Origin of the sequence: Pseudomonas peradeniyensis, assembly GCF_014268935.2 — a bacterium.
In the GTDB taxonomy this organism is placed as follows: domain Bacteria; phylum Pseudomonadota; class Gammaproteobacteria; order Pseudomonadales; family Pseudomonadaceae; genus Aquipseudomonas; species Aquipseudomonas peradeniyensis.
The window spans coordinates 406004-423590 of record NZ_JABWRJ020000003.1 but is presented as its reverse complement, the minus strand read 5'-3'; the positions used below and the strand labels follow the sequence as shown (position 1 = coordinate 423590).

At 64.4% G+C, this 17587-nt stretch carries 18 protein-coding genes; 5 read left to right on the top strand and 13 right to left on the bottom strand.

Annotated elements, in window-relative coordinates:
• The first annotated feature begins 392 nt into the window (after positions 1–392).
• Together nirK and HU751_RS16785 are read left to right on the top strand one after the other, a co-directional pair.
• Positions 393–1538 carry a copper-containing nitrite reductase gene (gene nirK / locus HU751_RS16790; protein ID WP_186731783.1) on the top strand — a complete coding sequence of 382 codons (1146 nt, stop codon included), beginning with the start codon at positions 393–395 and terminating at the stop codon, positions 1536–1538.
• Positions 1539–1615: 77 nt separating this feature from the next.
• A complete protein-coding gene (locus HU751_RS16785; protein ID WP_186731784.1) occupies positions 1616–1825 on the top strand; it encodes a DUF3079 domain-containing protein in 210 nt (69 codons plus the stop codon).
• Here HU751_RS16785 and HU751_RS16780 read toward each other — a convergent pair.
• The 6 genes from HU751_RS16780 to HU751_RS16755 form a co-directional block, all read right to left on the bottom strand.
• Positions 1806–2999, bottom strand: a complete 1194-nt coding sequence (locus HU751_RS16780) for a type II toxin-antitoxin system HipA family toxin (protein ID WP_437181054.1) — start codon at positions 2997–2999, stop codon at positions 1806–1808. The genes HU751_RS16785 and HU751_RS16780 overlap by 20 nt on opposite strands.
• Positions 2996–3247: a helix-turn-helix transcriptional regulator gene (locus HU751_RS16775; RefSeq protein WP_050703390.1), complete on the bottom strand. Its 252-nt coding sequence runs from the start codon at positions 3245–3247 to the stop codon at positions 2996–2998. Before HU751_RS16775 ends, HU751_RS16780 begins: the two co-directional genes overlap by 4 nt.
• Before the next feature lie 112 nt (positions 3248–3359).
• Positions 3360–3773: a type II toxin-antitoxin system HicB family antitoxin gene (locus HU751_RS16770; protein WP_096048930.1), complete on the bottom strand. Its 414-nt coding sequence runs from the start codon at positions 3771–3773 to the stop codon at positions 3360–3362.
• A 17-nt stretch (positions 3774–3790) separates the two neighbouring features.
• Complete coding sequence (locus tag HU751_RS16765; protein WP_186712060.1) at positions 3791–3982, bottom strand: type II toxin-antitoxin system HicA family toxin; 192 nt, start codon at positions 3980–3982, stop codon at positions 3791–3793.
• 176 nt (positions 3983–4158) lie between these two features.
• Positions 4159–4704 carry a phosphonate degradation HD-domain oxygenase gene (locus HU751_RS16760; protein WP_186731785.1) on the bottom strand — a complete coding sequence of 182 codons (546 nt, stop codon included), beginning with the start codon at positions 4702–4704 and terminating at the stop codon, positions 4159–4161.
• A gap of 72 nt (positions 4705–4776) precedes the next feature.
• Positions 4777–5832, bottom strand: a complete 1056-nt coding sequence (locus HU751_RS16755) for an HAD family hydrolase (protein ID WP_202892787.1) — start codon at positions 5830–5832, stop codon at positions 4777–4779.
• 247 nt (positions 5833–6079) lie between these two features.
• Here HU751_RS16755 and HU751_RS16750 point away from each other — a divergent pair, with 247 nt between their 5' ends.
• Entirely contained in the window at positions 6080–7471 is a 1392-nt protein-coding gene (locus HU751_RS16750) for an L-cystine transporter (RefSeq protein WP_186731787.1), read from the top strand.
• A gap of 40 nt (positions 7472–7511) precedes the next feature.
• On the opposite strand, the gene HU751_RS16745 is transcribed toward HU751_RS16750, so the two are convergent.
• From HU751_RS16745 to HU751_RS16730, 4 genes are all read right to left on the bottom strand, one after another.
• Positions 7512–9902: a TonB-dependent siderophore receptor gene (locus HU751_RS16745; protein ID WP_437181058.1), complete on the bottom strand. Its 2391-nt coding sequence runs from the start codon at positions 9900–9902 to the stop codon at positions 7512–7514.
• Between the two features lie 116 nt (positions 9903–10018).
• On the bottom strand, positions 10019–11002 hold the full coding sequence (locus HU751_RS16740; RefSeq protein WP_225933329.1) for a FecR family protein: 984 nt from the start codon (positions 11000–11002) through the stop codon (positions 10019–10021).
• A complete protein-coding gene (locus HU751_RS16735) occupies positions 10999–11532 on the bottom strand; it encodes an RNA polymerase sigma factor (protein WP_186731789.1) in 534 nt (177 codons plus the stop codon). Before HU751_RS16735 ends, HU751_RS16740 begins: the two co-directional genes overlap by 4 nt.
• A 147-nt stretch (positions 11533–11679) precedes the next feature.
• Complete coding sequence (locus HU751_RS16730; protein ID WP_186731903.1) at positions 11680–12198, bottom strand: dihydrofolate reductase; 519 nt, start codon at positions 12196–12198, stop codon at positions 11680–11682.
• A 54-nt stretch (positions 12199–12252) separates the two neighbouring features.
• On the opposite strand from HU751_RS16730, the gene HU751_RS16725 reads away from it, so the two are divergent.
• Both HU751_RS16725 and HU751_RS16720 read left to right on the top strand, forming a co-directional pair.
• Positions 12253–13644, top strand: coding sequence for a DUF2868 domain-containing protein (locus HU751_RS16725; RefSeq protein ID WP_186731790.1), 1392 nt, complete (start codon positions 12253–12255; stop codon positions 13642–13644).
• Complete coding sequence (locus HU751_RS16720) at positions 13637–15001, top strand: GTPase/DUF3482 domain-containing protein (protein WP_186731791.1); 1365 nt, start codon at positions 13637–13639, stop codon at positions 14999–15001. Before HU751_RS16725 ends, HU751_RS16720 begins: the two co-directional genes overlap by 8 nt.
• A 144-nt stretch (positions 15002–15145) precedes the next feature.
• Here the strand turns inward: HU751_RS16720 and HU751_RS16715 are convergent, their stop codons facing one another.
• From HU751_RS16715 to tagQ, 3 genes are all read right to left on the bottom strand, one after another.
• Positions 15146–15559: a hypothetical protein gene (locus tag HU751_RS16715; RefSeq protein ID WP_186731792.1), complete on the bottom strand. Its 414-nt coding sequence runs from the start codon at positions 15557–15559 to the stop codon at positions 15146–15148.
• A 2-nt stretch (positions 15560–15561) separates the two neighbouring features.
• Positions 15562–16464, bottom strand: a complete 903-nt coding sequence (ssp4, locus tag HU751_RS16710; RefSeq protein WP_110735424.1) for an Ssp4 family T6SS effector — start codon at positions 16462–16464, stop codon at positions 15562–15564.
• Between the two features lie 138 nt (positions 16465–16602).
• Positions 16603–17532 carry a type VI secretion system-associated lipoprotein TagQ gene (gene tagQ / locus HU751_RS16705; protein WP_110735426.1) on the bottom strand — a complete coding sequence of 310 codons (930 nt, stop codon included), beginning with the start codon at positions 17530–17532 and terminating at the stop codon, positions 16603–16605.
• Positions 17533–17587 lie beyond the last annotated feature (55 nt).

The following is a 17587-nucleotide window of genomic DNA, read 5'->3' as shown; positions in this document are numbered from 1 at the left end:
GCATAAGTATTTGCGTGAACCCTACGGAAAAATTTGTTTTGATGTCCATACTGCCTATGACTATATGCCTGAAGTACGCAACGGCAGATGTCGAAGGCATGAATCCCGTTTTTTTCGTTAATGGATAATTCGGCCAGCGCATGAGGATATTTTTAGAGATAGAGAGCCTTTCTCCTATATGGAAAATCGCTATAAATCAGATAGTTAAAATTTTTATCGACTCCTGGTGCCGCACCATCCTCAAAAGCCTCGACGAATGTCGGGGCTTTTTCGTTTCAGCCCCTGCGACACATTGCCCACCCTCTCCACTTCTTGTTCTCCCTCAATAAACCCTACATTCAAAGCGGCTATTCCTGTGCCCGACGGCTTTCGTCGACTTAAGGAGAAGTCCCATGAATGAGCAAGAAGGCGTGTCCCTGACTCGGCGTGGCATGCTGGCAGGTACCGTGTTGCTGGGCGTCGGCGCCTCGGCGCTCGGCAGCGGTCTGGCCCAGGCCGCGACCGCCGTGCCGGGCCAGACCCCGGCGGTTGACCTGGCGAAGCTGGAGCGCGTCAGCGTCGAGCTGGTGGCGCCACCGCAGGTTCATCCCCATACCCAGCGCGCCGAGGATAAGCCGAGGATCGTCGAGTTCCGCATGGTCATCGAAGAGAAGGAACTGGCCGTCGACACCGCCGGCGCCTACATCCACGCCATGACCTTCAACGGCTCGGTTCCCGGCCCGCTGATGGTGGTGCACGAGGGTGATTACGTGGAACTCACGCTGGTCAACCCGGCCAGCAACAGCATGATGCACAACATCGATTTCCATGCCTCCACCGGTGCCCTCGGCGGCGGCGAGCTGACCCACGTGAAGCCCGGCGAGCAGGTGAAGCTGCGCTTCAAGGCCGACCGGGCCGGGGTGTTCGTGTATCACTGCGCACCGGGTGGGGCAATGATTCCCTGGCATGTGGTGTGCGGCATGAACGGCGCGATCATGGTCCTGCCCCGCGACGGCCTGAAAGACCCCGAGGGCCGGCCGTTGCGCTACGACAAGGTCTGGTACATCGGCGAGCAGGACTACTACATCCCCCGCGACAAGGACGGTAAGTACAAGCGCTACGCCAACCCCATGGCCAGCTTCGGCGACATGAGCCAGCTGATGAAAGGGCTGGTGCCCAGCCATGTGGTGTTCAACGGCAGCGTTGGTGCCCTGACCGGCAAGCAGGCGCTCACCGCCAAGGTCGGCGAGACCGTGCTGATCGTTCATTCCCAGGCCAACCGCGATACCCGCCCGCACCTGATCGGCGGCCATGGCGACTATGTCTGGGCCTCGGGCAAGTTCGCCAACCCGCCGCAGCGCAACCTGGAGACCTGGTTCATCCCCGGCGGCGCGGCGGGCGCGGCGTTGTACACCTTCCGCCAGCCCGGGCTGTACACCTACCTCAACCACAACCTGATCGAAGCGGTGATGCTCGGCGCCGCCGCGCATGTGCAGGTCGAGGGCCGCTGGAACGACGACCTGATGAAACAGGTGCAGGCTCCCGGGCCGATCAGCTAGCGGCATTGACTCCGATCAAGCCCCTTGGCCGTGCGCGGCATAGCCTGAGCGCAGGCACCCACTTCAAGGAAGGAGACATGGCCAAGCGATTTCCCAGCAACCCCAGCCATCCTGAGCGGATCTGCTGGGGCTGCGACCTCTACTGCCCGGCCAAGGCGCTGGCGTGCGGCAACGGCGCGGACCGGACCATGCATCCGGTGGAGTTGTTCGGTGAGGATTGGCAGCGCTTCGACAATTTCCTGGAGACGTCCCCAGCCAAAGACCAGGTCAACCGAACGTCTGAATGAAGGGCGCCGCACTCGCCTTGATGGCGGCAACGACCTGAGGCGCCTGTTCGCACAACGCAGACTCTCGGGCCAGCGTCTTTTCCAGGGCCTCGAGCTGGTTACGAATGACCTCGGCCGGGTTGTTCACTTCGCACAGCGGAGCGAAATCCAGCAATCCTTGCCGTGATGCGAACAAGGATTTGTTGCCGGACAGCGATAGCGCCAGCACGTCCTCGGGTATGTATGCCGTGGTGTTGACGATATCGTAAGCCGGGGCCAGGCGTGCATCACGTCGAAGCGGCTCGGAGTAGAGCAGGCCGAAATTCTTCAGATGGGCGTCCCCGTTGCCGACGATACAACTGAGCGCGACCATCTCGAACAGCTGCCGAAGCGACTGGCGCAGATGCTCGGGGGCACAAAACAAGCGAATGGCCTTGGCAATGGCCGCGTAGCTCTTGCTGTACTTCTGGTCGGCCGCAAGCCCCATCAAGGCAGCCATGTCTTCGAAGCCGATGGCCTTGTTCTGTTCGTTACGATCGAAACGCCGCATGACGAACAGCTTGCCGTTATCGGACAGAAAGAACTGTGGCACCGCCAGACCTGCAGCCAGCGCGACTGACATGCACAGGTATTCGTTGATCGCCAGGCCCGGGTACTCGTCACGCCCACTCTTGATGATCAGTTCGGAGGTTTTCGAGGTGAAGCGCTGGGACAGAGGGTCGAACTGCTCCGGGACCAGTACCTTGGGCTGCACGCCGGATATGCCGGCACGCAGAATGTAGCGATCAACCAGATCGGCAAAGATGTCCTGCGACCCGTCCCATGAAAGGATGTCCGCCAATCGCTCGCCCGGGAACTTCTGTCGCAGCAACAGCGCATCCACAGCAGGCGAACTGACATGCACACGACCAATGGGCGAGCTGCTACCGGACAACGCCAGCAAAAGCATGGGATCCACCTGAACGACCTTCGCCAGGCGGTTGCGCAGTTGCTCCAGGACATAGCCTTCGGGCAGGTTCATCTGGAACACTGGATGCAGGTCCCGATGCCTGTACTCCTCGACGCGTACCGGCATCAACAGGCTGATCGCCGTACGTGGGTCGGCGTGTGGGGCATAGCGGAACAGGTAGTCGCCTGCATTGCTCAGTATTGTTCCACTGTCACCCTCAGGGGTCATGACGCTCAATGGCATCATTCGAACATTCCCTCGATCTCGTCCAACGTCGGCATCACCGCCGGGACGACCTGCAATTCGCAATCGACCGCAGCCAATGCCCTTGCATAGGCGCCAATAGCCACTGACAGGCTTCCCTTTTCCATGGCAATGACCTTCTGCCTGGTCAGTCCAGACAGGGTTGCAAGCGCCTGCTGGGTCAATCCACGATTGAGCCTTCGCGTTCGGATCTGCTCGCCTAGACGCTCGATAATCAATGAAGGAGTCATGTTCCGTATACGAGACAATTCATATTATTTGTAACGTATACGGGACATGATCAAAAATCAAACAAATCTCCGCGGATTCCTCTCCCACAACACGCTGGACGCGATTGCCTGGTCACTTGCAATCCCCCTGCAGGATCCTGAGCGCCGCCTCGGCCAGGAAACCCGAGCGACTCTTGTGCTCCGGGTGGTTCTGCACATACGAGTCGATGCGGGTGAGCAGGTACGCCGGCAGTGTGATGTTGAGCTTCTCGGCCTTGCCCAGGTAACGGGTGATGTCGATGTCGATCAGCGCCCAGGTACAGCCGGCATAGGCCGGATTGGCTGCGTGTACGCTGACCAGGCTGGCCTTGGGAATCTCCTGTTGGTCCTGGGCCAGCAGTTCGAGGTGGCCTTCGATGGCTTCACGGGCCATGGCGATGGCGTTGTCGAGGTCTTCGCCGGCCGAGAAACAACCCGGGATGTCAGGGACTTCCACACCCCAGGCGTGTTGATCGTCACCGGGGAGAATCGCAATGGGGAACAACATGTTGATAGGTCTCCTCGTCAGCTGGCATAGCCGATCCGCGCCTGGCGCAGGATGCTGGCCGCAGTGGCCGGCAGCAGGTCTTTCTTCGGGTGCGGGATGGTGACCAGGCCTGCCTTTTCGGGATGCTTGAAGTGATGATGGCTGCCTTTCGAACGCACCAGGTACCAACCATCCGCCTCGATCACTGAAATCATTTCACGGCTGTTCATGAACCCATTCCTTGGGCCGGCCGCTCGGTAGTTAGTATAACCACCGAGCGGCATTTATCAACACCATACCCACTATTGCGACGAGTGGGCTGCCAGGAAGGGAAGTATGGTAAGAGGCACAGCATGAGCACTTGGAGAAGTGATGCGGGATCTTGCGATGAGGAATAATGAATCGATCAAAGTACCGCCAGCGCCTTTTTCTTCAGTACCTCCAGGTCCATCACGGGCACCCCGGTCAGCTTCGCCATCTCGTCCCATTCCCGCAGGCGCAGACTCACCCGGAATAGAGGATCGGCCTCGAAAGCATCGGCTTCGCTGTCGCTCATCACCCCGCCCTGGTACGCCAGCGTGCGCCGGCTGGCCTCGCTCAGGCGATCGTAGTAACCGGGCTGGCGCAAGGTCAGGTAGCGCTTGGCCTCGACGTGATACTGCACCAACCGCGCCAGGCGCTCGCTGAAGCCGCAGCGGCGCAGGTACTCGGCACCGATACGTTCATGGCTGATGATGCCATAGCCGCCCATGTCCTCGCCCTCGCACAGGTGGCCGATGTCGTGGAAGAAGGCGGCAAGGACCACTTCGTCGTCGTAGCCCTCCTCCATCGCCAACTGGGCGGCCTGGGACATGTGCTCGATCTGGGTGATGGCTTCACCGATGTAATCGGCACTGCCGTGGCGCTCGTAGAGGGCGAAGGTGTCGCTGATGATCTGGGAGGGCGTGGACATTGTGCCTAATCCTGACTGACCTGGTCTGTCGCTATCGCGGGGCAAGCCCCGCGACAGGGCCATGACCACTTGTTACTGAATCTGCTCCGGGGTCACGATCACCCAGTTCTTGTCTGCGGTAACCGACAACCCTTCCCTGGCCTGGGCCGCGGCATTTTTGGCGATCATGCCGTTGAGCTGATCCATGTACTTGGCCTTGCGGTTTATCCACAGGTGGATGCCGCCTTTGCCCACATCTACGCCATGGAACTGCATGTAACCATCGCTGGTCGGGGTATCGCCGCCCACCAGCACCGGTTTCTTCCACTCATCGATATAGGTGAGGATGGCCGCCTGCTTGCCGGCCATCCAGGTGGCCGGGGTCCACAGGTACGGGGTCAGTTCCAGGCTTTCATTGGCCTTGGGATCGTACTGCCCGGCAGTGATCTGCTTGCGCGCCGTGGTCAGCTGGCCACTGGCGCGGTCCTTGAGCAGCAGGCTCACGCCGATCACGTTCTGCGGTTTGACGTTGTAGCCGTACTTGGGATCGGAGGCGACCATGCGCACCAGCTCTTCGGAGGCCGCGGAAATCACGTAAACCTCGATGCCGTTCTCCATCAGCTTGTTGTACAGCTCGGCCTGGCCGGTGAACACTTTCGGCGGTTGCACCTCGATGGTCTTGACCTGATCCCCCTCGAAATAGGTACTGGGGATCGGCTTGCCCGAGGCCATCAGCTCGTCGACCTGCTGCTTCAGCTCCTTGAGAGTGAAGCCCGAGAACACCTGGGCCACCCACGGGTAGCAGACCATGTCGTCGAGCTCGCACAGGCGGTAGTAGTAGCTGAACAGGCTCTCCTTGTGCTCGGCAGTGTCCTTGAACGGGATCAGCTTGAGCGAGGGGTCGAGCTTGTCGCGGCTCAGCAGGCCCTTGTTCTCCATGAACGGCAGCAGCGCTTCCTCGAGGTCGAAGCGGTAGCTGGTGTTGTCCATGTCGAACACCGCGTAATTACCCTTGTTGGCATTGGCGGCAATCATCGCGTCGAGCTTCTGCGCGGCCTCGGCCGGCCAATGCTTGAGCTCGGTGGCCGCCCAGCTGCTGGCGCTCAGCAACAGGGCCAGGCCGCCGGCAAGGATTCTCGGAGCAGACATCATGTGCGGTTCTCCCAAAGACGTGGCCGCTCAACCCTAGACCTGAATTGTGACAAACAGGCATGCGTGAGCGACCCCGAGACAACCGCAAACGCCATGTTCATTGCCAAAAACGACCAGGCGTTATTCCATAAACGACTATGCAAATTACTTTTAGGTATAAATTCGTTTGTTTTCAGGCTGTTAGCATTTCCGTTCGTAATCGCTCACAGAGGCGATGCCTCTTCTGCCTTTTCCTGGAGCTTCAATGAACCTGCCGCTGTCACTCAACCTGCTGGCGTTCCTGGCCCTGTTGCTGGGCCTGGCACAAACCCGCCGCACCGACTGGAGCCTGGCCAAGAAAGTACTGCTGGGTCTGGTACTGGGCGTGGTGTTCGGCCTGGTCCTGCACACGATCTATGGCGCCGGCCACCCGGTGCTCAAGGCCACCCTCGGCTGGCTTGACCTGGTCGGTAACGGCTATGTCGGCCTGCTGCAGATGATCGTCATGCCGCTGATCTTCGCCTCGATCCTCAGCGCCGTGGCACGCCTGCACAACGCCTCGAGCCTGAGCCGGATCAGCGTGCTGAGCATTGGCGCCCTGCTGCTGACCACCGCCATCGCCGCGCTGATCGGCATCGTCCTGACCAACCTGTTCGGCCTCAATGCCGAAGGGCTGGTGGCCGGTGCCCAGGAAAGCGCCCGCCTGCAAGCCATCCACAACGACTACGTGGGCAAGGTCGCCGACCTCAACATCCCGCAGCTGCTGTTGTCGTTCATCCCGACCAACCCGGTGGGCGACCTGGCCCGGGCCAAGCCGACCTCGATCATCAGCGTGGTGATCTTCGCCGTGTTCCTGGGCCTGGCCGCGCTGCAGCTGATCAAGGACGACAAGGACAAGGGCGAGCGCGCCCTGTCGGCCATCGACGTGCTGCAGGCCTGGGTGATGCGCCTGGTGCGCCTGGTGATGAAACTCACCCCTTATGGCGTTCTGGCCTTGATGACCAAGGTGGTGGCCAGTTCCAACCTCGAGGACATCCTCAAGTTGGGCAGCTTCGTGGTGGTGTCGTACATCGGCCTGGGCCTGATGTTCGTGGTCCACGGGGTGATCCTGGCGCTGACTGGCGTCAGCCCGCTGCGCTTCCTGCGCAAGGTGTGGCCGGTACTGACCTTCGCCTTCACCAGCCGCTCCAGCGCCGCCAGCATTCCGCTGAACATCGAGGCGCAGACGCAGCGCCTGGGCGTGCCGCAGTCGATCGCCAGCTTCAGCGCCTCGTTCGGCGCGACCATCGGCCAGAACGGCTGCGCCGGGCTGTACCCGGCGATGCTCGCGGTGATGGTCGCTCCGGCCGTGGGCATCAATACCTTCGACCCGCTGTGGATCGCCACCCTGGTGGCCATCGTCACCCTGAGCTCGGCCGGTGTGGCCGGCGTGGGTGGCGGCGCGACCTTCGCCGCGCTGATCGTGCTGCCGGCCATGGGCCTGCCAGTGGAGCTGGTGGCCTTGCTGATCTCGGTGGAGCCGCTGATCGACATGGGGCGTACGGCGCTGAACGTGAATGGTTCGATGATGGCGGGGGTGGTTACCAGCCAGTTGCTCAAGCAGACCGATCAGCAGGTGCTGAGCGGGGATGAGCATGCTGAGTTGAGTCATTCCTGATAGATCGCTGGGGGCGCTTTGCGCCCCCGGCGATTCAGGCTCAGTACGTCGCCCGCAACGACAACGTGAAGTTGCGCGGCTCGCCATAGAAGTTCGAGCCCCACGCACTGTCCACCCGCTCGTAATACACCCGGTCGAACAGGTTGTTGGCGGTCAGCGTCGCCGACAGATGCTTGTTGAAGCGATACCCCACCTGCGCCGTGGCCACGCTATAGCCGCCCTGGACGAAGTCCACGCCATTACGCGTGTAGTAGGTGGAACTGACCACCCGCACGCCGCCACCGACACTGAACCCTTCCAACGGCCCATCGGCGAACGCATAGCGCGTCCACACATTGAAGTTGTGCTTGGGCGTGATGCTGATCCCCTGGTAATCGGCCTGACGCCCCGACTCCAGCCGCGTGAAGGCGTAGCCGGTGCTGACGCTCCAGTTGTCGGTCAGGTTGCCGGACAGCTCGGTTTCCCAACCCTGGCTGCGCACTTTGGCCTGGGCCTCGTAGAACGGCGTCTGGCCGATCTGCTGGGCGCGGTTCTCGTCGTAGATGCGAAACACCGACACGCTGCCGTTCAGTCGGCCATCGAAGAACTCCCGCTTCAGGCCCAGTTCATACTGCTTGCCCTCGCGCGGCGCCACCGTGCTGTTGCCGCCGGCCATCTGCGTCTGCGGCTTGTACACGGTCGTGTAACTGGCATACGCCGACAGCTCTGGAGTGAGCTTGGCGACCAGCGCACCGTAGGGGATCACCTTGCGCCGCACGCTGCTGTGAGGGTCGGAGAATTCGTTGAAGAACGGGTTGGCGTTGTGGCCGTCGCTGTCGAACCAGATCACTCGGCTGCCGAGGATCACGTCCAGCCAGTCGTTGGCGCTGACCTTGGTGCGCGCATACAGCCCGTACTGGTTCGACTTGGACGCGTTGCCGTTGTCCATCACGTAGTCGATCCTGGGAATGTTGATACTGCCCGGGTCGAACACGTTGATATCGAAGTACTCCCGGCCACCGTAGCGAAAATCCTTGTCCACATGCTGGTAGTCGACGCCCACCGTCAGCTCATGGGTTCGCCCGAACGCCTCGAACGGCCGCGTCACGAAGCTGTCCAGGCCCAGGGTCTTGATATGGGTGTAGTAGTTATAGGCCACCGCCGAACTGGCGCCGGTCTCGGGATTCACCGAACCGTCGGTCCAGGTGAAATCGCGCGTCGGCGTCTCGGCGTCGCGGTAGGTCAGCGAGGTCTTGAACTGACCACCGTCGTCCAGCGCATGGTCGACCTCGAAGAAGCTTTCCCAGACCCGCTCGTCCAGTTCGTTCCACTTGGCGTCGACGAACGTCGAGCGCTTGACGTCGAGCAGCTTGCCGCTGTCGTAGGCCGGCAGGCCGAACGCGGGCACCGACTTGTTGCGCTGGTAGGCGCCACCCAGGGTCAGGGTGGTGGCCGGCGACAGGTCGTATTCCAGACGCCCGTACATCATCGGACGCTCGTTCTGGGCATGGTCGACGAAGGCCTGGTTGTTCTCGTAGGCGGTGACAAAGCGCCCCCGCAGGCTGCCGTCGTTGTTCAGCGGCCCGGTGACATCCACCGTGGAGTGGTAGCGGTCATAGGTGCCCGCCGACAGCTCGCCGGACAGGGCGAACTGCCCCAGCGCCCGCTTGCGCACCAGGTTGATGGTGCCACCGGGCTCGCCCGCGCCCTGGTACAGGCCGGACGGCCCGCGCAGCACTTCGACGCGGTCGTACATCGCCAGGTCGAAGGCCGTGGCCATGTCGCCCTGCCCGGTGGGCTGGGTGACGCCATCGACCTGCACCATGTCGACCGGGAAGCCGCGCATGTATACGTCGTTGAGGTTTGAGCCGGTGTTGTAGCTCTTGATCGTGGTGCCGGTCACCTGGCGCATGGCGTCTTGCAGGCTGTTCATGTTCTGGTCGTTCAGACGCTGACGGGTCATCACCGAGACCGACTGCGGGATGTCCTTGAGCTTCTGCTCGCCCTTGCCGATGGTCAGCGACCCGGTGGTGTAGGAATTGGTGCCTTCGGTGGTGGCGCCCAACTGGCTGCTGTCGATCTTCACCGCGCCCAGTTGCATCGCGCTGTCGCCCGCGGCGCGCCGGCGCTCCAGGGTGACGCTGTCACCGTCGATGTAGGCGGCGCTCAGGCCGGTGCCCTGCAGCAGGCGGGCCAGCGCCTGGTCCTGTGGATAACTGCCGCTCAGACCCGCCGAGCGCAGGCCCTGGGTGAACTCGCCCGGCACCAGGACCTGGATCCGGGTGACCGCACTGAAGGCCGCCAGGGCCGAGTCCAGCGACTGCGCCGGAATGTCGAAACGGTAGACCTGCGCCTGGGCGGCGGCCAGGGCCTGTCCAGGACCGGCCAGCGCGGCGCTGCCAAGCGCGATGGCCAGGCCGAGCGCGGCCCGAGTGGCGGTGGTTTTCATCAGTGGGGCTCCCCGAGATCGTTCAAGTCGTCGACTGGCGCGGCACTGTCTGAGAGTGCTTATTATTTGCGCCTACGAAATCAAGGACGTCGGTTCGGTGCAAATCCCCGAAAAAATTTTCAACCTTCGCGCAGGATGCGCAGGTAGGGCGTGTACTGGTCGGCGCGCACACCCAGGGTATGGGTCAGCGCCTTGAGCACGGCGTCCGGCTTGTCGATGTCGAACACCCCGGAAACCTTGCGCTGGCGCAGGCCGTCGCCCATCACCAGGGTCTGCCCGGGCCAGTAACGGTTGAGCTCGGCGACCACCTCGCCTAAAGGCTGCTGGCTGAACACCAGTTGCCGCTCGCGCCAGGCGAAGGCACGGCCAGGCTCGAAGCCATGCACAGTGCCCGGGCCACTGGCCGCGTATTCCACCGCCTGCCCGGGTTCGAGGAACACGCCCTGGCCGGTGCCGGCACGGACCTCGACCTTGCCCTGGGCGAGCTGCACGCGGATCTGCCCGTGCGCCTCGGCGACGCTGAAACGCGTGCCGATCACCCGCACCCAACCATCACCGGCACGCACCACGAACGGCCGGGACGGGTCGCGAGTCACCTCGAACCAGGCCTCGCCGCGCAGCAGTCGGACACGCCGCTCATCCGCGCCCAGCTCGACCTGCAAGGCGCTGTCGGTGTTGAGTTGGATCCGCGAGCCATCCTCCAGCTGCAAGCTGCGCGTTTCCCCCGTGGTGGTGGCGTAGTCGGCGCGCCAGCGGTCGAGCCAGGGCGTCTGGCCGATCAGCACGCCCAACAACAGCACGGCCGCTGCAGCACTCGCCACCCTGGGCCAGATGCGCCGCCGGGGGGCGCGCCAAGCGGCCTGTTGCTGCTCGCGCAGGCGCCTGGCCGGGCCTTGCAAGGCGCCCAACAAGTCGAGCACTTCCTCCCAGGCCTTGGCATGAGCCTGCCCCTGCGCCCGCCAGACGGCGAACGCCTGGCGTTCGGCCAGGGTGACGTCCTCGGCGTGCAGGCGGTAGTACCAGGCCGTGGCTTCGGCGAACAAGCGCTCGCTTTCGGGCAGGTCGCTCATGGGGTCGGTCGCACTCTCGGGATGACGGCTCATGGACGTTGCCCCCTCGCGTCACCGGCCAGCCGCGCCTGGATGAAGGCACGGCAGTCGAGTAACGCCCGCCGCAGCTGGTACTCGACGCTGCGCGGCGTGACCCGCAGACGCTCGCCGATCTCACGGTAGGTGCAACCGTCAACATGATAGAGCAGGAAGATATGCCGGGTCGCCTCGGGCAGCGACTGGATCGCCGCCTGCATCAGCGCCTGCTCCTGCTGCGCGGCCAGCTGGTCGTCGGCGCCGGGGGCTTCGCTGGCCAGCTCCTCGCTGGGCTCGCCGCCATCCAGCCGCTCACGGCGAATGGCCTGGCGCTGATGATCGCGCACCAGGTTGCTGGCAATCGTGAAGAGGAAGGCCGGCAGGTTGTCGATCTGCTTGTCGGCGGGCAGCCGCGCCAGACGCAGGAAGGACTCCTGGGTCAGGTCAGCGGCCACCTGGGTGCTGCCGGTGCGCCGTGCGACGAACGCCTCGAGGGCCTTCTTGTGCTCGGTAAACAACCGGGCAATCTGCTTGTTCCACGAAGACACGGCACATCCTGGCTCTGAGTCTCAAGAGGAGCGAACGCTAGCAGAAGATGATATTTGTTCGCAATTGTAACGACCGCACTGCAACACTCCACAGAACCTGTAGGAGCGGGCTTGCCCCGCGAAGGGCTGCGCAGCAGCCCCAGGTTTTCAGATCTTGTCCCAGACTTCGAAGTGATAAACCGGCCCGTTTCCTTCGGCAGGTTGCGGCTCACTCGCGCTCAGTTGCCACTTTCCGCGATCGAACTCTGGGAACCAGGCATCACCCTCGGGCGACAGCTCCACTCGGGTCAGGTACATCCGGCTCACCAGCCCTTTGTCCAGCGCCTGCCCATACAACTGCGCGCCACCGATCAGCATCAGCTCGCCGACGCCCTGCTCCCGCGCCCACTGCTCGGCGCGCACCAGTGCCTCTTCCAGCGAAGCGAACACCTCGGCCCCGGCCAGTTGCAGGCCCGGCTGACGGCTGACGACGATATTCAACCGCCCCGGCAGCGGCCGGCCCAGCGAATCCCAGGTCTTGCGGCCCATGATGATCGGCTTGCCCAGGGTGGTGGCCTTGAAGTACTTGAAATCCCCCGGCAGGTGCCAGGGCATGGAGTTGTCGATGCCGATCACACGGTTCTCGGCGAGCGCCGCGATCAGGCTGAGGGGGAGTGATGTGTTCATGCCGGCGAGGATAGCATCGGGCACGTGGGTTATGCTTGCGCCCTGACCTGTGCAATGGAAGAGCTTGTGACGGCACCGACTCCACTCGACAAGCGCTGGCTAACCGAAGCAATACGCCTGCGCGAGGAACACGCCGGCCCCCTTGAGGACCAGGAAGCCAACCGTCGCGCCCGCCAGCAAGGCGGCGACCTGGCCACGCGCATCGAGGCCCGCGCCCTGTGGCTGGCCGAGCGCGACGGCATGGACACGGCCCTGCGCCACTGGAAGCAGGGCGCGCGCCTGGCGTTGCTTGCGCTGATGCTCCTGGCCGTGCTCAGCGGCGCCGGCCTGGGCCTGGCGGCCCTGGGCGACGGGCAGCGCCCGGTGAACGTATTCTGGGCCCTGGGCAGCTTGCTTGGGCTTAACCTCATACTGCTCTTCGGCTGGGCCGTGGGCTTCTTCTTCGCCGGTGAGCAAGGCGCGACGCTGGGCCGCCTGTGGCTGTGGCTGAGCGAACGCCTGGCCCGCGACGCCAAGGCCGCACAACTGGCCCCGGCGCTGCTGGTGCTGCTGCAGCGCCAGCGCCTGAATCGCTGGTTGCTCGGCCTGCTGGTGCATGGCCTGTGGCTGCTGGCGATGCTCGCCGCGCTGGGCATGCTCCTGGCCCTGCTGGCGACCCGGCGCTACGGGTTCGTCTGGGAAACCACGCTGCTCGCCGCGGAACCGTTCATCACCCTGACCCAGGCCCTTGGCGCCCTGCCCTCGCTGCTCGGTTTCGCCGTGCCGGACGAGGCGATGATCCGCGCCAGCGGCGACACCCTGCCGGCACTCGACCTGGCGCGCCAGGCCTGGGCCAGCTGGCTGCTCGGCGTGGTGCTGGTCTACGGCCTGTTGCCGCGCCTGGCGCTGGCCGCGCTGTGCTTGTGGCGCTGGCGCCAGGGCCGCGAGCGGCTGGCGCTGGACCTTGAGCTGCCCGGCTACGCCCAGCTGCGCGAAGCACTGATGCCGCGCAGCGAACGCATCGGCGTGCAGGACCCCGCCCCCGACACCCTGCCGCGCTTCGAAGCCGGCCAGCTGGAGAGCGGCAGTAGCGGCGCCTTGCTGGTTGGCCTGGAGCTGGACGACCAGCGCCCATGGCCTCCCGCCCTGCCCCGGTCGGTCACCCACGCCGGCGTGCTCGACAGCCGCGAATCGCGCAACAAGCTGCTCGAGCAACTGAGCCGCTTCCCCCCGGCGCGCCTGGCCATCGCCTGCGACCCGCGCCGCTCGCCGGATCGCGGCAGCCTGGCGTTGCTCGCCGAGCTGGCGCGCAATGCCGGCGCCACCCGGATCTGGCTGCTGCAGGCGCAACCGGGCCAGGCCCTGGACGCAGCACGCCTGGGCGACTGGCACGAGGCCCTCGACCGTCTGGGCCTGGCCCACGCCGACACTTCGCCCGTGACCTGGCTGGAGCATGGCCATGACTGAGCCACTGAAACTGGCCGTGGTCGGCCACACCAACGTCGGCAAGACCTCGCTGCTGCGCACCCTGACCCGCGACGTCGGCTTCGGCGAGGTCTCACACCGCCCCAGCACCACCCGCCATGTGGAAGGCGCACGCCTGTCGGTGGACGGCGAGCCGTTGCTGGAGCTGTACGACACCCCAGGCCTGGAAGACGCCATCGCCCTGCTCGACTACCTGGAGCGCCTCGAACGCCCGGGCGAGCGCCTGGACGGCCCCGCCCGCCTGGAGCGTTTCCTCCAGGGCAGCGAGGCGCGCCAGCGTTTCGAACAGGAAGCCAAGGTGCTGCGCCAGCTGCTGGCGAGCAACGCCGGCCTGTATGTGATCGACGCCCGCGAACCGGTACTGGCCAAATACCGCGACGAACTGGAAGTATTGGCCGGTTGCGGCAAGCCACTGCTACCGGTGCTCAACTTCGTCGCCAGCAGCCAGCACCGCGAACCGGAATGGCGCGAAGCCCTGGCGCGCCTGGGCCTGCATGCGCTGGTGCGCTTCGACAGCGTGGCCCCACCCGAGGACGGCGAGCGCCGCCTCTACGAAAGCCTGGCGCTGCTGCTGGAAGATGCCCGCCCGGCGCTGCAACGGCTGATCGACGACCAGCAGGCCCAGCGCCTGACCCGCCGCCACAGCGGCAAGCGCCTGGTCGCCGAACTGCTGCTCGATTGCGCCGCCTGCCGGCGCAGCGTCGAGGCGGAGCCCGCCGCCGAGGCACGGGCCGTCGAAGCCCTGCGCCAGGATGTGCGCCAGCGCGAACAGCGCTGTGTCGAGGCGCTGCTCAAGCTGTATGCGTTCCGCCGCGAGGACGCCAATGCCGGTGACCTGCCGCTGCTCGACGGCCGCTGGGGCGACGACCTGTTCAACCCGGAGACCCTGAAGCTGCTCGGTGTGCGCCTGGGCAGCGGCGTGGCGGCCGGTGCCGCGGCGGGCGCGGGCGTGGACCTGCTGGTGGGCGGCCTGACCCTGGGCGCCGCCGCGCTCGCGGGCGCCATCGCCGGCGGCGCCTTGCAGACCGCGCGCAACTACGGCTCGCGCCTGATGGGCAAGCTCAAGGGCCAGCGCGAATTGACGGTGGATGATGCCGTGCTGCGCCTGCTGGCGCTGCGGCAGCAGCAGTTGATCACAGCGCTGGAAGGACGGGGGCACGCGGCGCAGGACAGCATTCGCCTGGCCCCTGCGGACGACAAGGGCTGGCGCGAGGGCAAGCTGCCCGAGGCGCTGCGCAAGGCCCGGGCGCATCCGCAGTGGTCCACGCTCAATACCGGGGCGCGAGTCAGCCAAACCGAGCGACAGGAGCAACTGGAAGCCCTGGTGGCGGACTTGTAATCCGATCACAGGGCCAGCCCGCTCCCACCAGATCAGTACAGGACCGTCCTTGTAGGAGATTACCCAGCCCTTCAAGCTGCGCTGTCGCGCAGGGAACAACGTTATAAGCATCATCCGCGTGGGAGCGGGCTCGCCCCGCGATAGCTAGCGCCGCACCCTGCGCAATTCCACCAACCGCTGCCGCATCTCCCGGTGCCGCTGGCTGTTGAACACCAGCAGCGCGAGTAATGGCAGCGCCAGCAGGATTGCCAGCAAGACAGCATTCACACCACTACCGAGCAAGCTCAACGCCATCAACAAAGCCACAATCGGTACAGGGAGCACCACCCATACGGCCCAAGTGAAGCCCCGGACCATCGCGAAATGCCCGGCGCACAGCAGCAAGATCAGCACTGCACTGGATATCATGGTGAACGACGGATTGTCCGGATGATTGCGCCAGTGACTGTCAATCCACAGGGTCGCTGACAACGCCGCCGATATGAGGCAAATGAAAAAGCCCAGCAAGAACGTCGGAAAGTAACGTCGCATGAAGGTCTGGAACGCTGCAGGCTTCATCGTTACTCGACCTCCTCGTAAAGCCCCACGGCGATGCTCTGTACCGTGGCACTACCAGCCAGGCCGAAGGTAGCGCCGAGCGAGTCACGCATCAGGGTCTTCGTGGCGTGGCTGATCTCGGTCGGGGTGTAGCGCTTGGTCATGGTCCCTGCCGCCTGCCGCAACTTGATCTGCTTGGCCGTCAGGCTCGGATGCCTGATCGACAGCAGCTCGTCGGTCAGCGCCTTGCGCTGCTGACGGCTGAGACTCCTGGACAACTCCAGCCAGCTACGCCCTGTCGCGGCCTTGTGCACCTGCAGATACTTCAACGTGCTCAGGCCCGACGCGCCGACACCCAGCAGCGAGACGCCATCCAGCACCTTCGAGGCGGCCTGGTACCACTCGCTTTCATCGAGGGCATCGTTGGCCGCCGGATTGGTCACTTCGCGTACCGTGCGCATCACACCGATGCCGCACTGGATGCTGCTGGCGGTGGCTGCGGCGCCACCGATGTAGGTCAGCACCAGGCTGGTGCCGCCGGAAAAGGGCGCGGCAATGGTGCCACTGAACACCACGAACCAGCCGATCACCGCGCCTGCACAAGAGAGGGTCGTGTTGACCGCCTCCTTGACCACCCGCGACTCGCGCGGATTGTGCTGCAATTGCTGGGTGTACTGGTCAGGGGTCTGGTATTTCTTGATCTCGCGCAGGATCACGCGCTTGGGACGGATGCTGCAGATCGGCTGGAACTCGCGCAGGGTGACGACGTTGTAGTCGGCGTCGATGTACACCACACCAGCACCGACGATACGCGGATCAGCGTCGATGGCCGCGAACATCTGCGGCAGGTTGATCCGCCCCTGGATGCGCTGGCGTGCGAGGAACTGGGAGTTGTTGGCCAGGGAGTTGACCAGAAGATCTGTCACGGGGTGGTTTCCTTACACAAATAGCGGCTGTATCGCGCGCCTTGTGAGAGCGGGCTTGCCCGCGATTGCGCCGGTACATTCACCATCGCAATCGCGGGGCAAGCCCGCTCCTACAGGTCGGCGAGCGGCCTTAACGGATCACACGTTCGGGCACGGCACCGGCGCCCAGTCACCCATGTCCGGGTTGCGGCACATGGCGTTGACCTGGTCGGTACCGGCCTTGGCCACCTGCTGGGCCTCGGCTTTCTTGCCGTTGGCATTCTGCAGGGTCTTCTCGGTGGCCACGGCTTCCTGCGGCACGTCCTTGGTCACCTTCTTGGCCGGCTGGACCTTCTTCACTTCTTTCTTCTTGCCGGTGGTCGCCACTTTCGGCGGCTCGGCCACGGCGACCACGTCGGTGCGCGCGACGCCGACCTGCTTGAGGTCCTGCTCGTAGGCCTGGGTGTAGTTGTTCAGGTTCTCACCCAGGCGGCCGTTGACGGTGGTCAGCAGGTTGTTCGACTCCTGCAGGCCGGCGACGATCTCGGCCAGGCGCTTGCGCCCCTCGGTGTCGTTGATGCGGCCAGACTTGCGGTTCTGGATCAGGCTGGCGAACTCGCGCTGGTAGCAGGACTGCGACGACTTGGCGTAGGCCGTGGTGCGGTCCAGGTCGGCGGCGCTCTTGTCGATATCGGTGGCGTACGAGGCGATGCGCTGCTTGTCGTCGCTGATCTGCTTCTGACGCTCGGTGTAGTAACCGGCCGCGCCGCCGACCAGGGCGCCACCGGCGGCGCCGATGGCGGCATTGCGGCCGCGGTTTTCCTTGTCTACCAGGGCGCCGGTCAGGGCACCGCCGACCGCGCCGAGCAGCGCGCCGGTGGCGACCGAGCGGGTCATGTCACCGTCGGTGGAGCGCAGGTGCTGCACCGGCTCGTAGCAGTTGGGGTAGTACTCGACCTTGGTCGTGGCGCCGACCTTGGACACAGGCGAGCTGGCGCAACCGCTCAACAGCACGGTGCTGAAACCGGCTGCCAGCAGCAGCGCGGTACGGGCCTGGGATGCAGTGATCAGGGGTTTGCGGGTGAACATGGTCTGGTTTCTCTTCTTGGGTTTCTCGGTATCCGGGGGCGTCGTGCCTCCCGGG

Coding starts and splice junctions, on each gene's coding strand:
- nirK (WP_186731783.1), top strand. CDS start 393: ATGAATGAGCAAGAAGGCGTGTCCCTGACTCGGCGTGGCATGCTGGCA.
- HU751_RS16785 (WP_186731784.1), top strand. CDS start 1,616: ATGGCCAAGCGATTTCCCAGCAACCCCAGCCATCCTGAGCGGATCTGC.
- HU751_RS16780 (WP_437181054.1), bottom strand. CDS start 2,999: ATGATGCCATTGAGCGTCATGACCCCTGAGGGTGACAGTGGAACAATA.
- HU751_RS16775 (WP_050703390.1), bottom strand. CDS start 3,247: ATGACTCCTTCATTGATTATCGAGCGTCTAGGCGAGCAGATCCGAACG.
- HU751_RS16770 (WP_096048930.1), bottom strand. CDS start 3,773: ATGTTGTTCCCCATTGCGATTCTCCCCGGTGACGATCAACACGCCTGG.
- HU751_RS16765 (WP_186712060.1), bottom strand. CDS start 3,982: ATGAACAGCCGTGAAATGATTTCAGTGATCGAGGCGGATGGTTGGTAC.
- HU751_RS16760 (WP_186731785.1), bottom strand. CDS start 4,704: ATGTCCACGCCCTCCCAGATCATCAGCGACACCTTCGCCCTCTACGAG.
- HU751_RS16755 (WP_202892787.1), bottom strand. CDS start 5,832: ATGTCTGCTCCGAGAATCCTTGCCGGCGGCCTGGCCCTGTTGCTGAGC.
- HU751_RS16750 (WP_186731787.1), top strand. CDS start 6,080: ATGAACCTGCCGCTGTCACTCAACCTGCTGGCGTTCCTGGCCCTGTTG.
- HU751_RS16740 (WP_225933329.1), bottom strand. CDS start 11,002: ATGAGCCGTCATCCCGAGAGTGCGACCGACCCCATGAGCGACCTGCCC.
- HU751_RS16730 (WP_186731903.1), bottom strand. CDS start 12,198: ATGAACACATCACTCCCCCTCAGCCTGATCGCGGCGCTCGCCGAGAAC.
- HU751_RS16725 (WP_186731790.1), top strand. CDS start 12,253: ATGGAAGAGCTTGTGACGGCACCGACTCCACTCGACAAGCGCTGGCTA.
- HU751_RS16720 (WP_186731791.1), top strand. CDS start 13,637: ATGACTGAGCCACTGAAACTGGCCGTGGTCGGCCACACCAACGTCGGC.
- HU751_RS16715 (WP_186731792.1), bottom strand. CDS start 15,559: ATGAAGCCTGCAGCGTTCCAGACCTTCATGCGACGTTACTTTCCGACG.
- tagQ (WP_110735426.1), bottom strand. CDS start 17,532: ATGTTCACCCGCAAACCCCTGATCACTGCATCCCAGGCCCGTACCGCG.